Source organism: Pseudomonas sp. NFPP04 (assembly GCF_900113815.1).
In the GTDB taxonomy this organism is placed as follows: Bacteria; Pseudomonadota; Gammaproteobacteria; order Pseudomonadales; family Pseudomonadaceae; genus Aquipseudomonas; species Aquipseudomonas extremorientalis.
The window spans coordinates 1-16,051 of sequence record NZ_FOQS01000003.1 but is presented as its reverse complement, the minus strand read 5'-3'; the positions used below and the strand labels follow the sequence as shown (position 1 = coordinate 16,051).

The following is a 16,051-nucleotide window of genomic DNA, read 5'->3' as shown; positions in this document are numbered from 1 at the left end:
CGACAACTTCTTATAGCGCCAACCCGCGTTTTACGTGGGTTTACGCCAATGCGACAAATAGCATCGCAATGGCGCAGTTTAAACGCTGTCTCACAATTACGTGAGACCTGCGCGCACGCTCGGCATAACTATCTAAAGGCCGGTGCGCGCAGGTGACTGATTAACTCGTGGTTTTCAAGCCCTCCATGGATGTGAGCATGACGACCCCAACGCCCCCGGCACCCGCAATCACCCAAAGCAGCCATCCCGATCGCCACTACGAACCCTTGACCCGCGCACTGCCGGCCTGGCTCGGCAACGCGTCCGCCAGCAAGCGCTCCGCCCTCAAAAACGCCACGCCCCTGCCCCTGCCCGCCACCGACGCTGCGCAACAGGCAACCCTCAAGCAGCTCAATGGCGCCCACTGGCACGCCCAGAACCGCGTCGACCAGGCCCTCAAGGACCTCCAGGACGCCAGGACCTACTCCATCCCCTTGCTCAAAGACGCCTTGAAACGTCAATCCGGCCTTGAACTGGATGTGGAAACCACGTTTATCCGCCTCTACATCCCCCAGACCATCCCCTGGTTTACGGTACGTTCCGGCGGGGCGCGCGCCTGGACCGTGTCCCTGCTGGACGCCGCGCTGCATAACTTCGAACACAAAGAGACCCTGGCGGATGCCTATGAGCCGGACTCCACCTACATCACTCAACCCGATGCCAACGGCCAGTTCGACACATTGCCCGCCATCAAGCTCCGCCTGCCCATCGCGGCGTTCGCCCAACTGTGTCGCGACCTCGACCTAGGCGCGCGCTATATGGGCTACCTGCGCGAGCAACTCGGCGTCGACCACCCGGTCGCCGGCGCGGTGCTGCAAGCCAAGGTCGACGCCAGCCAAAAAGCCGCTCTACGTGCGGCGGTACAATTGGCGCGAATCCGGGGCGACATCCAGGAAGACTATGCACGGTTGATCGAAGGCCTGATCGACGGGCTTTCCGGCATGCGCCTTGGCTCAAGCGCCGTGCACATACATGACTTCAGCATGATGGAGGCCCCCCTCACCGGCATCCTGCTCTTCGCCCCGGACCTCGAAAACACCCGCACGGTGCAACGAATGGTGGCCTATGTGCCGGACGACCCGGAACATCCGCTCAAGGAGTACCCCTCCCCCCTGGCCTTCAAGCAGGAACTGACCCGACAACTGCGCGCCGCCGATTACCAGGTGTTTTTCAGCCGATTCGTCGCCCACGAGCACCGCGGCGCGTTTTTCGCCGACCTGGGCCAACGCCTGGAAAAAATCACCTGGCATCCCAGTGAATACGGCAGCGGCCTGGCGCCCTGGCGCGCCGACCCCACCGACGATCCGTCATTGCAGTTCACCGCCAGCCCGATTCTCATCGCCCCCTGGGACTACCTCTACCAGTCCAGGCTCAACCAGTTGCTCAACGACGCCCGCACCCTCGCCGTCGCCACCGCGACCGTGGATCGCAATGCGCGATGGGCCTTGTGGGACAGCTTCGTCAACGTCGCTTCGTCCATCGTGAATGCAGCGTTGCTGGTGGTCGCACCGTTTATTCCGGGGCTGGGGGAATTGATGCTCGCGTACATGGCCTATCAACTGCTCGACGACGTGTTCGAAGGCATTGTCGACTGGGCCGAAGGACTTGACCGCGAGGCCTTCGCACACCTGATGAACCTGCTGGAGAGCGCGGTTCAACTGGGGTTGTTCACGGCGGGCGGGCAGATCGGCGTACCCGAGTTGCGCAAGCTGATGTCGCCGCAGACCCTGGCCTTCATCGATCGCTTCAAACCAGTCACCCTCGCCAGCGGTGCCCGCCGTTACTGGAAACCCGACCTGGCCCCCTATGCGCAAAACCTGCAGTTGCCGCCGAACCTGGGCATCGACGAACTGGGCCTGCATGCCGTGCGCAAGGAATCGATCCTGCCGCTGGAAGGCTCGTTGTACGCCGTGCAGAAGTCTCCTGGAGACGGACAGTACCGGCTCAAGCACCCGAGCCGGGCCGACGCCTATCAACCGCTGCTGATCCATAACCAGGCGGGCACCTGGCGTACCGAACTCGACCAGCCGTTGCAGTGGCAAGGCCCGGATTTGCTCGGCCGTCTCGGCCATCGTGCGCAAGGCCTCAGTGACGCCGACCGGCAACTGGCCATGACCCTGAGCGGTACCGACGAAGCCATCCTGCGCAAGATGCACCACAACAGCGAGCCGCTGCCGCCGCTGTTGGATGATGCCCTGGCGCGACTCAGGATCGAGCGGGAACTGGACACCTTGATCGAACGCCTGAGCAGCGATGACCCGGCACTCTACAACCGCATCGCCGCCCAGGACCTGCTGCAATTGCTCACCGCCAATGGCGCCTGGCCGCACACCCGGGGCTTGCGCTTTCTGGATGATCAGGGCCGCGTGGTCTGGACCTTTGGCGACCAGACCAAGCCGCTGGTACAAATACACGAAGCGCAACTGAGCAACGGCGATCTGCTCAAGACCGTGTTGCAGACACTGACCCCGGAAGAGATCCGTGCACAATTCGGCGAGCGTGCCAGCGACCCGCAACTGAGCCTGGAAACCCGCACACGCAACCTGAGAAAAACCCTTGCCGGGATCGCCCGCAAGCATCGCGTCGCACTTTTCGACTCACGCTACGGGCCCTTGCAGCACGCCGAACACCCCCAAGCCCGACAGTTGGCCGATGAAGCCCCCGGCTTGCCGGCCACCGTCGCCGAGCGATTGCTGAGCCAGGCCACCGGTGAAGAGCTGCTTGAGCTACAAGCCGAGCGCACACCGCCACGCCTGGCGCAGTTGGCCCAAGCGGCGCTCACCGAAGTCCGCCTGAACCGCGCCTACGAAGGGCAGCACCTGGACTCACAGGTCAACCTCGACACCGACCTGCTGGCCTTGAGCGCATTGCGGGTGCTGCCAGGCTGGTCCACGGAGATCAACCTGCAAGCCCTGCACCAGTCCATCGACGGCGAGGCCTGGCACAGCGTCGGCCCTGACGACGCACCGATCCGCCGCAGCCTGGTGCGCCTGGACAGCGGTCGCTACGTGGCCTACGACGAAAAAGGCCCCCTGTGCGGCGAGACCGACCTGTACTCGGCCATTCTCCATGCCCTGCCTGACGCCCAGCGTGAGCAGCTGAACATCGACATTCATCAAGGCCACGAACTGCGCGAGCGCCTGCGCCAACGCCCGCCGCCGCGCGACGAAATGCGCGTGCTGCTGGGGGGCGACACTCCCGAACCGGCCACCGAGACCCTGCAACTGCTCGGTCACGATGCCGGCTACGCCCACCAACCCGCCATCGAGGGTGGTCCGGCGAGTCTGCATCAGCGCGCACGCAGCCTGTACCCAAGCCTGGACGACAGCCAGTTGCACGCGCTCATCCAAGACTGGCAGGCACACCCCGGCGGAGCGGCAGCCAAGCTCGCGCAACTGGCCGAGGAATATGCGCGACTGGACAGCGACTTGCAGGCCTGGCAAGCCGATGTCCCTCACCATCACCCGGTGACGGGACAAACCTTGTACCGGTGGGAGCGCCAGTTGGAAAAACAGAATCGCACCGCGATGGCCCATCGGCTCAAAGCGGCCTGGCGGCGTGAAACAGTGATCGACAACTACTACGAAGACCCGGCGCGGGACGGCCACACGCTCAAGCTCAATGGCAACATCCTGGGCGAGATGCCACGACTGCAAGCCAATTTCGATCATGTCTCTCTGCTGTCCCTCAACGGATCAGCCAACTTGAACGGGGTGTCCTCGTTCCTGGGCCACTTTCCCAAACTGCGCCAACTCAGTGTCATCAACACGCCTCTACGGGGCCTGCCTCAGGAGATCACGTCGATGCCGGACCTGAACGCCCTGCAACTGAACACCTGCCAGATCGCCCTCACCCCGCAAAGCCAGGCGCAGTTGGCCGCCATGCACCAGATGCGCTCGCTGGACCTGCACGGCAATCCGTTGGGTCTTGTCCCCAGCGTCGAAACAATGCCCGACCTGGTCGCCCTGGACTTGTCGCGCACCAATATCGACCGCCTGCCGGCCGGCGTGCTCAGCCATCCGGAGCTGCAAGTCGCCCTGTTGAGCAACAACCGGATCAATCACTTGCCAGATGGCATTTTCCAGCTTGCGCCTGAATCCAGCTTGCGCTTCGACCTCTCGCGCAACCCGCTGAACCGCGAAACCCTTGAAAGGATCAAGGCCTATCACCAGCGGCACGGCACCCGCTTCGAGGCCAGCGCCTTGCAGGCCGACCGGCGCGACGCCAAGCTATTGTTTCCGAAATTCAGCGAAGAGCAGATCAACCGATTCATCTTCAACCTGCCCGGCGATATCGAAGCGGGACGACGGGAGCTGGCACGGCTGGCAGGCGACTACCAGACGCTCACGGGCGAGTTGCAGGCCTGGGCCCAGGCACCGGCGCTTCCCGAGCTGGAAACGGCGCGCAGGGCGGCGCTCAAAGACCTGCTGGAACGAAGCTGGCGGCGCGAAACCCCGCAGCAGACCCAGATAGGCTCCCTGGAAATTCCCGCCACCCTGGCAGGCGAACTGCCGCAACTGAGCATCACGTTCGACCACATCGGCGGGCTTCGCATACAAGGCAACCAACGGCCCCTGCACCTGGATCAGTTCCTGCGCAGCTTTCCCAATGTTCACGCGCTCTCCATACAGGACGCACCGATGGGGGACCTGCCGGCCTCGTTGCTCAGCCTGCAACACCTGGAATTCCTGAGCCTGCCCGGATGTTCGATCATGTTGTCGGCCTCATCCGCGCAAGGCCTGGAAGGCATGAAGGGGCTGACGTTCCTGGACCTGAACCATAACCCCTTGGCGCACACACCCGACTTCAGCCAATTGCCCAGCCTGCGCCGGGTGCTGTTGCGCAATACCGGCCTGCGCGAGGTGCCGGCGGGTCTGCTGCGCAGCGATCAGCACGTCACGGTGGACCTGAGCAACAATGCGATCGAAAACCTGCCCCCGACCGCCTTCACATTGCCCAGCACTGCGGTGCGAGGCATTGATCTGTCGGGAAATCCGTTGTCCAAGCCGACGCTGGAACAGGTCAAGACCTATTGCCAACGCACCGGCGAGTTCTTCAAGGCAGAAGCCAACCCTGGCGAGCGCGAACGTATCCAACAGCTTTACCCCACCTTCGTCGACAGCGAAATCAATCGGTTCATCTTCAAACTGCCTGGCGACATGGACGCCGTTACCAACCAAATCAGCCTGCTCGAAGAGGAATACCGGCAATTGGGCACCGACCTCAACGAATGGGTGTTGGATGTCCCGACCCATCACCCGATTCTCGGCACGCTGATGGATGAACAGGCACGCGCCGAACAACAGTTGATCCGGCAGGATTTCAAGACCCTGCTCGAGCAAGCCTGGCGTTTTGAGAGCATCGAAGACGAAGAGAGCCTGGACGAAGAGGTGACCCACAGTTTGATACTCGATACCCCAATACTCGGGGCCCTGCCGCAACTGCGTGCGCGCTTTAATCACGTGTCCACTTTCGAACTGATCGGCGACGGCATCACGACCCAGGTCGATGGCACACTCGGCAGCTTCCCCCAGCTGGAGACACTGGCCCTCAACAAGTGCTCACTGCAAACCCTGCCCACCTCGATATTCAACATGCCCAAGCTGTCCTCTCTGGACCTGTCCGAATGCAACATTGCGCTTTCACCGCAAAGTGCCCGCGCACTCGGGGACTTGAAAGATATTGAGTTCATCGACCTGAGCAACAACCCCCTCGGCCACGCACCGGATGTGAGCCAGCTTCGTCAATTGAGCTCACTGCACCTGCGCAATGCTCAACTGCATCACGTCCCCGAAGGTGTGTTCCAGGAGTCGTCGGTGTTGCGCACCCTGGACCTGAGCAACAACCACATCGAACAGTTGCCGGCGTCTCTCCTGGAAATTTCATACTCCCTCGACAGCGATTCGGACCTGCGCGGCAACCCGTTGTCGCCACACAGCCTGGCGTTGCTCAGGGAGTACTACCGGCGTACAGGGTTTGCTTTCCATGTCGAGGCCGCCAGGCAGGACGCCGAGGGCAACCCACTGACCCCACCCTTGGGTCGGGAAGAAGAGTGAAGCCTGTATTCAGCCGCGTTCCGACGGCACCGACGACAGCTCGAACGGGCTGCTACTGCGCCGCTGGTTGCGGTCTTCACGGGGGGTGGCGCCGAAGAAGTTGCGGTAGGCGCTGGAGAAATGCGGCCCCGAGGAGAAGCCGCACGACAGGCCGATCTGGATGATCGACTTGCTGGTTTGCATGAGCATCTGGCGGGCCTTGTTCAGGCGCAGTTCCAGGTAGTACTGGCTGGGGACGCGGTTGAGGTATTGCTTGAAGATGCGCTCGAGTTGTCGTCGCGACACGCACACGTGCTGGGCAATTTCGTCGGTGGTCAGCGGTTCCTCGATGTTGGCTTCCATCAGCAACACCGCCTGGGTCAGCTTCGGATGGCTGGAGCCCAGGCGGTTCTGCAGCGGGATGCGCTGGCGCTCGCCGCCTTCGCGGATGCGCTCCACCACCAGTTCTTCGGAGACCGCGCCGGCCAGTTCGGCGCCGTGGTCACGGGCCAGCACCGCCAGCAGCAGGTCGAGCACCGACATGCCCCCGCAGGCGGTGAGACGGTCGCGGTCCCAGTCGAACAGATGGCTGGTGGCGATGACCTTGGGGAAACGCTCGGCAAAATCATCCTGCCAACGCCAGTGCACGGCGGCGCGGTAGCCGTCGAGCAGGCCGAGCTGGGCAAGCGGATAGACACCGGCCGACAGACCACCGATCACACACCCGGCCCGCACCAACTGCTTGAGCGCCGTGCTCAGTTGCGAGGCAATGACGGTGGGTGGTTCATCCGCCAGCAGGAACAGCTTCTGGAAACCTTCGAGCTTGCCAGCCCACGGCTCGCCCGGCAGTTGCCAGGCATTGCCAGTGGGAGGTTCGGCCTGCAGGAACGACAGCTCGTAGACCACCTCCGGATGCACCCGCTGGGCAACGCGCAAGGCCTCCTCAGCCAGCGCAAGCGTCAGGGCTTTTGTGCTGGGCCAAATCAGGAAACCAATTTTGTGGGCGGTCATGGGAGTGCTATCCGAAGCCAGTAACAGTAATGAAGACAAGGGCCAATGCTAGCCCGTAATCGAGTACAAATCTCAAAAACGATGCATATCCAATGTGAGAGGGGGCTTGCCCCCGATGGCGGTGTGTCAGATAAACACGTCTAACTGATATACCGCTATCGGGGGCAAGCCCCCTCCCACAGGGGTTACCTATTCACAGGAGGTCATTATTTCAGGCTGCCGGACAGGAACTGTTGAAGGCGCTCGGACTGCGGGTTCACCAGCACTTCCCGCGGGTTGCCACGCTCTTCGACGATGCCTTTGTGCAAGAACACCAACTGGTTCGACACCTCACGGGCAAAGCCCATTTCGTGGGTCACCACCACCATGGTGCGGCCTTCCTGGGCCAGGTCCTGCATCACCTTGAGCACTTCACCGACCAGTTCCGGGTCCAGCGCCGAGGTGGGTTCGTCGAACAGCATCACCTCCGGCTCCATCGCCAGGGCGCGGGCGATGGCCACGCGTTGCTGCTCGCCGCCGGACATGTGGCCGGGGAACGCATCCTTGCGATGGCCCACGCCGACCTTGGCCAGGTAGTGTTCGGCTTTTTCACGGGCGTCTTTCTTCGACATGCCCAGCACGTGCACCGGCGCTTCCATCACGTTTTCAAGCGCGGTCATGTGCGACCACAGGTTGAAATGCTGGAACACCATGGACAGGCGCGAACGCATGCGCTGCAACTGTTTAGGATCGGCAGCCTTCATGGCGCCGTCCTTGTTGGCCACCAGCTTCAACTCTTCGTTGTTGAGCAGGATCTTGCCGGCGTGGGGTTGCTCCAGCAGGTTGATGCAGCGCAAAAAAGTACTTTTGCCCGAACCACTGGAACCGATGATGCTGATCACATCACCGGCCGCAGCGGCCAGGGACACTCCTTTGAGCACTTCATGACTGCCATAGCGTTTATGCAGGTCTTGGACTTCAAGTTTGTACATGCGGTCGGTTCTCACAAAAACAGGTGGTCAGTCGTTGAGCAAGCGCCCGTGACGCAGCGCTTCGCGCCCCGCCACCTTGGCCAGCCAGAAACCCGCTTGGGCATAACGTAGCCGTTCAACGGCAAACAGCACCCCCGAGGTGCCCGCGCAGATCGTGCTGACGCGGTCTTCCAGGGGGTCAATCACTTCAAAAATCGGCTCGCCTTTTTCGACCACATCACCGGCTTTACGCAGGTAACTGATCACCCCGGCATGGGGCGCGAACAACAATTCGGTGCCTTCAAACGGCAGGCCTTCACAGGGCTCGAACTGTGGCGCGGGCCACTCCCCCTTGATCAAGCCCTGCTCAGCGAGGAACGCGAGAATACCTTCGGCGTGAAAGATCGCCTCGTCACGCCCGGTATCAGCCTGACCGCCCAGCTCCAGCGTAGTCGCCAGGCAGGCCAACGGGATTTGCGACTCAGGAAACGCCTGAGACAAACGCAACCACGGCAGCGAACAGGCCTCATCGAACGAACTGCCGCCGGAGTCTTCCGCCAGCAGGCCGACCTTCACATTCAAATGCGCCGACAGCGAACGCCACTGCGGCCAGTGCTGCGGCAGTGCATACATGTGCAGTGCGGCTTCGGCGTCGCAATGCAGGTCGAGCACCACATCGGCGGTGCAGGCGTGGCTCAGCAAGATGCGCTGCATGCCTTGCAACTGGCTGCTTGGCTCGGGCAACGCGCGGAGTACATCGCTCATCGCCTGACGGATCAAACGCACATTGGCGTGGGGGTCATCACCCAACCTGCCGCTGAGCAACGCGGCAACCGGCTCGCTCAACTCGACGAAATCACGGTTGAAGTTCTTGCCGCTGCCCACCTCGAAACGCCCCTGGTGGCTGCCTTGCAGCAGTTGGCCCAGGCCCATCGGGTTGGCGACTGGCACCAGCTCGATCACGCCATTGAGCGCACCTTGCTGTTCCAATTCGACGAGACGCTTTTTCAGCTCCCACGCGGCGCGCATGCCGGGCAATTCGTCGGCGTGCAGGCTGGCCTGGATATAGGCCTTGCGCTCGCCCTTGCCGAAACGGAACACGCTCAGTTGGCGCTCGCAGCCCAGGTGACCCCAGGGCAACCGGTGATTGATACGTTCCATATCAATGCTTCCGTGGCGCCAGGTAGCTCAGCCAGCGGCGCTCGGCCAACTTGAACAGGCGCACCAGGATGAAGGTCAGGCACAGGTAGAACACGCCTGCGGTGATATAGGCCTCGAACGGCAAGTAGAACTGCGCGTTCACCGTGCGCGCTGCGCCGGTGATGTCGATCAGGGTGACGATGGAGGCCAGGCTGGTGGTCTGCAGCATCATGATCACTTCGTTGCTGTACTGCGGCAGCGCACGGCGCAGGGCCGACGGCAGCAGGATGCGGCGGTACAGCTTGTAGCGCGACATGCCCATGGCCTTGGCCGCTTCGATTTCGCCATTGGGCGTGGCCTTGAGGCTGCCGGCAATGATCTCGGCGGTGTAGGCGCTGGTGTTGATCGCGAAGGCCAGGCACGCGCAGAAGGTGGCGCTGGACAGCAGCGGCCACAGGAAGCTTTCGCGCACGGCGTCAAACTGGGCCAGGCCGTAGTAGATCAAGAACAGCTGCACCAGCATCGGCGTGCCGCGAATCACGTAGGTATAGAGCCAGGCCGCACCATTGACGATCGGCTGCTTGGACACGCGCATCAGGCCCAGGGGCACGGCGGCGAGCAGGCCGAAGAACAGCGAGATGGCGAGCAGTTTGAGGGTGGTCACCAGGCCGCCGAGGTACAGCGGCATGGCCTCCCAGATGACGTTGTAGTCGAAGATCATAGATCAGCCGCCCTTACGCCTACCGAGTAGCGCTTCTCAAGATGACGCAGGGCCAGCAACGACACGCTGGTGATCACCAGGTACATCGCCGCCACCGCGAGGAAGAAGGTAAAAGGCTCGCGGGTGGCGTCTGCCGCCTGCTTGGCCTTGAACATCATGTCTTGCAGGCCCACCACCGAAATCAGCGCAGTGGCCTTGGTGAGAACCAGCCAGTTGTTGGTGAACCCGGGGATTGCCAGCCGGATCATCTGCGGCACCATCACCCGGAAGAACACCTGGAAGCTGCTCATGCCATACGCCAGGCCGGCCTCGGCCTGGCCCTTGGGAATGGCCATGAAGGCGCCACGGAAGGTTTCCGACAGGTAGGCGCCAAAGATGAAACCCAGGGTGCCGATACCGGCGGCCAAGGGGTTCAAGTCGATATAGTCGTCGTAGCCCAGCATCGGCGCGACGCGGTTGAGCAGGTCCTGACCGCCGTAGAAAATCAGCAGGATCAGCACCAGGTCGGGGATCCCACGGATCACCGTGGAGTACAAGTCACCCAGCCAAGCCAACCAGCGCACCGGCGACAGGCGTAACGCGACCCCGATCAGACCCAGAACAATGGCCAAGGCCATGGACGACAAGGCGAGCTGAAGCGTCAACCATGCGCCATCGAGGATGACGGCCCCGTAGCCTTTCAACATGATTCAGGTCCTCGAAAAGGGGGATGAAAAAATGGCGCAAACCGCAGGAATTCTGTTGCTTGCGCCATTTGGGACAGACCGCTGCGACAAGTTACTTGGCGTCAGCGCCGTAGATATCGAAGTCGAAGTACTTGTCCTGGATTTTCTTGTACTCACCGTTGGCACGGATCGCGGCAATAGCTGCGTTGATGCGGTCCAGGTTTTCCTTGTCGCCCTTGCGTACCGCGATACCGACGCCGTCGCCGAAGTACTTGACGTCGGTGAACGCCGGGCCCACGAACGCGTAGCCTTTGCCAGCAGGGGTTTTCAGGAAACCGTCCTGCAGCAGGGTAGCGTCAGCCACGGTGCCATCGAGGCGACCGGCTTCCACGTCCAGGTAGATTTCGTTCTGCGAGCTGTAAGGCACCACGGTGGCGCCTTTCGGAGCCAGGACTTCCTTGGCGAAACGATCGTGGATCGAACCGCGCTGCACACCGATTTTCTTGCCCTTCAATTCATCCAGGCTGTCGCTGACGGTAGTGCCTTCCTTCAACACCAGGCGCGCCGGGGTCAGGTAGTAGCGGGTGGTGAAGTCCACGGACTTCTTGCGGTCCTCAGTGATGGACATGGACGACAGGATCGCGTCGATCTTGCGCACTTTCAGCGCCGGGATCAGGCCGTCGAACTCCTGCTCGACCCAGGTGCACTTGACCTTCATCTCTGCACACAGGGCGTTGCCGATGTCGTAGTCAAAACCGACGATGCTGCCATCCGGCGCCTTCGAGGCAAACGGAGGGTAAGCCGCTTCGATACCAATCTTCAGGGGCTTTTCATCAGCGAAAGCCTGCATGGACAGCACGGACAGCGCCAGGGCGCCCAACAGCACGAGTTTCTTCATCTTGGGACTCCATCGGTATAGGGCAAAACAGCAGTATGAGCCATGGCCCACGATGCGGCGTAAGGGAAACCGAATAGCGGTGCTGCGTCTTACACCGATTCAACACCGGAGACGACGAGCGAGTGATCGGCATTCTAACGACAGGCTGGAAGCCGATATTTCCTCAATGCGACAACAATTTACAGAAGCACCGAGAAAGCGGTTCCAGCTCATTGACAGCCTCTGGATTTTATGCAGAGACAAAAGACATTAAACCTGTAGACGCTGCAAATTGCGGGCCTATTATTCGCAAACCCTTCTGGCACGGCAAGTCTGGCGTTTAATCTTATTTCCAGGGGTGTCTGGAATGGGGTTTTTCGGGGCAGAGGCGTAGCGCATTGCCTCAGGTTTGGGCGCGAGGTTACACATTCAGGGCTCGCGGTAACATTCAGAAACGCCCTACACGAAAAACCGATATTTATTGATCTGCCGCAGATCCCATGTGGGAGGGGGCTTGCCCCCGATAGCGGTGGATCAGCGCCAAATATGTCTACTGACACACTGCCATCGGGGGCAAGCCCCCTCCCACATTTGATCTCCATTGGTTTCAAGATCCCACAAAAAAGCCCCACCCGGCTTACACCGGGTGGGGCTTTATCCGACTATCCCGCCTTACGCGACGTTCATGGTCTTGTGCGTTTCGATCAGATGCGCCACCACACCCGGGTCCGCCAGCGTGGAGATATCCCCCAACCCGTCGTACTCAGCCGTGGCAATCTTGCGCAGGATGCGCCGCATGATTTTCCCCGAACGGGTCTTCGGCAAGCCCGGCGCCCACTGGATCACGTCCGGCGAAGCAATCGGCCCGATTTCCTTGCGCACCCAGTTTTTCAGCTCCAGGCGCAGCGCTTCGTTGGGCTCTTCGCCATTTTTGAGGGTGACATACACATAGATGCCCTGCCCCTTGATGTCGTGCGGCACCCCCACCACCGCCGCTTCGGCGACTTTAGGGTGAGCAACCATGGCACTTTCGATCTCGGCAGTGCCCATGCGGTGGCCGGACACGTTCAACACGTCGTCCACACGGCCGGTAATCCAGTAGTAACCGTCCTCGTCACGGCGCGCACCGTCACCGGTGAAGTACATGCCACGGAAGGTCTTGAAATAGGTGTCGACAAAGCGGTCATGGTCGCCGTACAGGGTACGCGCCTGGCCTGGCCACGAATCGAGGATCACCAGGTTGCCTTCGGCCGCGCCTTCGATCAGGTTGCCGAGGTTGTCCACCAATGCCGGCACCACGCCGAAGAACGGCCGTGCCGCCGAACCCGGCTTGAGCGCATGCGCCCCCGGCAGCGGGCTCATCATGTTGCCGCCGGTTTCGGTCTGCCACCAGGTATCAACAATCGGGCAACGGGATTGGCCGACGTTCTTGTAGTACCAGTCCCACGCCTCTGGGTTAATTGGCTCGCCCACCGAACCGAGCAGACGCAGGCTGCTGCCATCGGCGCCTTCACAGGCAGCGGTGCCGGAAGCCATCATGGCGCGGATCGCGGTTGGGGCGGTGTAGAGGATGTTGACCTTGTGCTTGTCGACGATCTTCGCCACCCGGGTGATGTCCGGGTAGTTTGGCACGCCCTCGAACAGCACGGTGGTCGCGCCGTTGGACAGCGGGCCGTAGACAATATAAGTGTGGCCGGTGACCCAGCCGACGTCGGCGGTGCACCAGTAGATTTCGCCCGGGCGGTAGTCGAACACGCGTTCGTGGGTCAGGCCGGCGTACAACAGGTAGCCGCCGGTGGTGTGCTGCACGCCCTTGGGCTTGCCGGTGGAACCGGAGGTGTAGAGGATGAACAGCGCTTCTTCGGCGCCCATCTCTTTGGGCGCACACACCGTGCCCGCCACTTTCATCAGGTCTTCGTACCAGATATCGCGATGCTGGTTCCACTTGATCTGGCCATTGGTGCGCTTGCACACGATGACCTTCTGGATGCTGCTGGTTTCCGGGTTGGTCAGGGCGTCGTCGACGTTGGCCTTCAGCGGAATTTTCTTACCGGCACGGATGCCTTCATCAGCAGTGATCACCACCTTCGACTTACAGTCGATGATGCGACCGGCCAGGGCCTCTGGCGAGAAACCGCCAAACACCACGGAGTGAATCGCACCGATGCGGGTACAGGCCAGCATGGCCACCACGGCTTCGGGAATCATCGGCATATAGATAGTCACCACGTCGCCACGGTGCACATCCTGGCCACGCAGGGCGTTGGCGAACTTGCAGACTTCTTCGTGCAGCTCGCGGTAAGTGATGTTGCGGCTCTCGGCAGGGTCGTCGCCCTCCCAGATGATCGCGATCTGGTCGCCACGCTCGGCGAGGTGACGGTCCAGGCAGTTGTAGGAAACGTTCAGGGTGCCATCGGCGAACCACTTGATGTCGACGTGGTGATCGTCGAAAGAGGTCTGCTTCACCGTGGTGAAAGGCTTGATCCAGTCAAGACGCTTGGCTTGCTCGCGCCAGAAACCATCGGGGTTGACCACCGACTGCTGGTACATGGCCTTGTAGGTCGCCTCGTCGGTCAGCGTGTTGGCTGCTACTTCGGGGCGAACGGGGTACAGGGAAGCCGCACTCATCTTTCTTACCTCGGTGACATAGTTGTTTTTGTATGGCCCTGTTGTAGCCGGGGCAGCCCTATAGAACCATTCGACGATGGTAGTAACAAGCCCCTACAAATTGCCCTGATATCTCCGTTTGCGGCTCTGGCCCGCGGGCTGTGGCGCTTTGCGGCTTTGTGAAAAAAGCTTTACCACCGGATTGTTACAAAAACCGCCAATAGTGTTTATCAAAAGCACGGGTATATGAATATAACCCGGGAGCCTAAAATCACTTCCGCCAACACGGCACTTTAGTTACATACAGCAGTGATTAACAACGCAACAGCCCCCACGAAGGCAACGTTAATCCGAACTTCCCAACTCTTGAGTTACACACTTGGCCTCACAAGGGCCCCGTGACCCCTTTCGCCCTGAAGAAGGTAAATAGAGAAATGAAAGCTTTAGTAGTTATGGCCCTCAGCAGCTTGTGCGCCACCGCCGCCCTGGCCGACGAAGCCCCGACTGACGTAGCTGGCAGCAACCCTCCGATCGTTGAAGACTACACTTACAGCACCCATCTGGACGTGGCAAAAGTACTGTCCATGAGCAGTATTCCGGAAGTATGCGAAGTTGTACCGGTGAAGATGGAATATGAAGACTCGCAAGGTCAGCGGCATATTCTTAATTACCACGTGATGGGCAATGGTTGTTCTAACGGCTAATCACTTGGTTAGTTTGAACGTATTCGCCGCAAGAAATCGTTCTTGCGGCAAAGCACCGACCCCGCCCAAATGTGGGAGGGGGCTTGCCCCCGATAGCGCTAGCTGCCACACCGCACCTATAAAAGCCTGACGCACCACGCCGCTCCTCCCCTCACAAAAAACATCCCACCGCCCGTCAAAAAAATCCAACCCCAGCAAAGCCTTGTAAACCCGCACTCTGGCCGAAAAACACGTCATTCTGGCCGGTCTCCGTGACCATCCGCCTCAACACAAACCGGTTTTTTTCCCCTACAATGCGCGGGTAAATCGGGCCTGCAATATCCCTTTACACAGGGATGAAGAGCCAGACCTGAGGCATCCCGCAGGAGCAAGCAACCACCGCTCCGCACCTCAAGCCTCACGCAGAGCACCCGTAAGCCTATTCCGTTTAATGCGTGCGCTAGCTGCAACAAACGATTCCTTAAGATCCACCGCGGCCTCAGGGCCGTGTGAACACCCAACCATCCGGTTTCACACGGGCACCTTTGAGCCCTCACGCAGGAGACGACACGTCATGCTGAGCTGGGACGAATTCGACAAAGAAGAAGAAGGCGAAGTAGCCACCAAAGGCGCCAACGCCGGCCACGCCACCGAAGCCAACATGGACCGCCTCGACGGTGCCGGCGCTGCCGCGGCCATCGAAGCCCGCGCCGTCACCGCCAGTGACTCCGCCGCCATCGTCCGCGCCAAGGCCGCCCTCGACAAACTCGACGTCGCCGAAGGCCTCGCTGAACTCGAAGGCGCCTCCGCCCGCGTCGCCGTCGACGAAAAGCGCATGATCAACTGCCGCGCCGACCTCAACCAACTCGTGCCGTTCAAGTACGACTGGGCCTGGCAGAAGTACCTCGACGGCTGCGCCAACCACTGGATGCCGCAAGAGGTCAACATGACCGCCGACATCGCCCTGTGGAAAAACCCCGAAGGCCTGACCGACGACGAACGCCGCATCGTCATGCGCAACCTCGGCTTCTTCTCCACCGCCGACTCCCTGGTCGCCAACAACCTGGTGCTGGCCGTGTACCGCCTGATCACCAACCCGGAGTGCCGCCAGTACATCCTGCGCCAGGCCTTCGAAGAAGCGATCCACACCCACGCCTATCAGTACTGCATCGAATCGTTGGCCATGGATGAAGGCGAGATCTTCAACATGTACCACGAGATCCCATCGGTCGCCAAAAAGGCCGCCTGGGGCCTGAAGTACACCCGCTCGATCTCCGATCCGAAGTTCGAAACCGGCACCGTCGAAACCGACAAAGAGCTGCT

At 61.0% G+C, this 16,051-nt stretch carries 10 protein-coding genes; 3 read left to right on the top strand and 7 right to left on the bottom strand.

Annotation, left to right across the window (positions count from 1 at the left end; all coding sequences use genetic code 11):
- Positions 1-197 precede the first annotated feature (197 nt).
- Positions 198-6,095 carry a dermonecrotic toxin domain-containing protein gene (locus BM017_RS07395; RefSeq protein ID WP_092242438.1) on the top strand — a complete coding sequence of 1,966 codons (5,898 nt, stop codon included), beginning with the start codon at positions 198-200 and terminating at the stop codon, positions 6,093-6,095.
- 9 nt (positions 6,096-6,104) lie between these two features.
- On the opposite strand, the gene BM017_RS07390 is transcribed toward BM017_RS07395, so the two are convergent.
- From BM017_RS07390 to acs, 7 genes are all read right to left on the bottom strand, one after another.
- Positions 6,105-7,085, bottom strand: coding sequence for a GlxA family transcriptional regulator (locus BM017_RS07390; RefSeq protein ID WP_092242435.1), 981 nt, complete (start codon positions 7,083-7,085; stop codon positions 6,105-6,107).
- A gap of 206 nt (positions 7,086-7,291) precedes the next feature.
- Complete coding sequence (locus tag BM017_RS07385; protein ID WP_003214336.1) at positions 7,292-8,056, bottom strand: ABC transporter ATP-binding protein; 765 nt, start codon at positions 8,054-8,056, stop codon at positions 7,292-7,294.
- 27 nt (positions 8,057-8,083) lie between these two features.
- Positions 8,084-9,196, bottom strand: a complete 1,113-nt coding sequence (locus BM017_RS07380; protein ID WP_092242432.1) for a succinylglutamate desuccinylase/aspartoacylase family protein — start codon at positions 9,194-9,196, stop codon at positions 8,084-8,086.
- A gap of 1 nt (position 9,197) precedes the next feature.
- Positions 9,198-9,896, bottom strand: a complete 699-nt coding sequence (locus BM017_RS07375; RefSeq protein WP_092242429.1) for an ABC transporter permease — start codon at positions 9,894-9,896, stop codon at positions 9,198-9,200.
- The gene (locus tag BM017_RS07370) at positions 9,893-10,582 is read right to left on the bottom strand and encodes an ABC transporter permease (protein ID WP_010208305.1); all 690 of its coding nucleotides are present in this window, start codon (positions 10,580-10,582) and stop codon (positions 9,893-9,895) included. Before BM017_RS07370 ends, BM017_RS07375 begins: the two co-directional genes overlap by 4 nt.
- Before the next feature lie 91 nt (positions 10,583-10,673).
- On the bottom strand, positions 10,674-11,459 hold the full coding sequence (locus BM017_RS07365; protein WP_092242426.1) for an ABC transporter substrate-binding protein: 786 nt from the start codon (positions 11,457-11,459) through the stop codon (positions 10,674-10,676).
- Between the two features lie 651 nt (positions 11,460-12,110).
- Positions 12,111-14,066, bottom strand: coding sequence for an acetate--CoA ligase (acs, locus tag BM017_RS07360; protein ID WP_078049889.1), 1,956 nt, complete (start codon positions 14,064-14,066; stop codon positions 12,111-12,113).
- 413 nt (positions 14,067-14,479) lie between these two features.
- On the opposite strand from acs, the gene BM017_RS07355 reads away from it, so the two are divergent.
- Positions 14,480-14,749 (top strand): DUF2790 domain-containing protein, encoded by a 270-nt coding sequence (locus BM017_RS07355; RefSeq protein ID WP_092242420.1) that lies wholly within the window; start codon positions 14,480-14,482, stop codon positions 14,747-14,749.
- Between the two features lie 553 nt (positions 14,750-15,302).
- On the top strand, positions 15,303-16,051 hold a 749-nt coding region (locus tag BM017_RS07345), incomplete at its 3' end, for a ribonucleotide-diphosphate reductase subunit beta (RefSeq protein WP_139216846.1).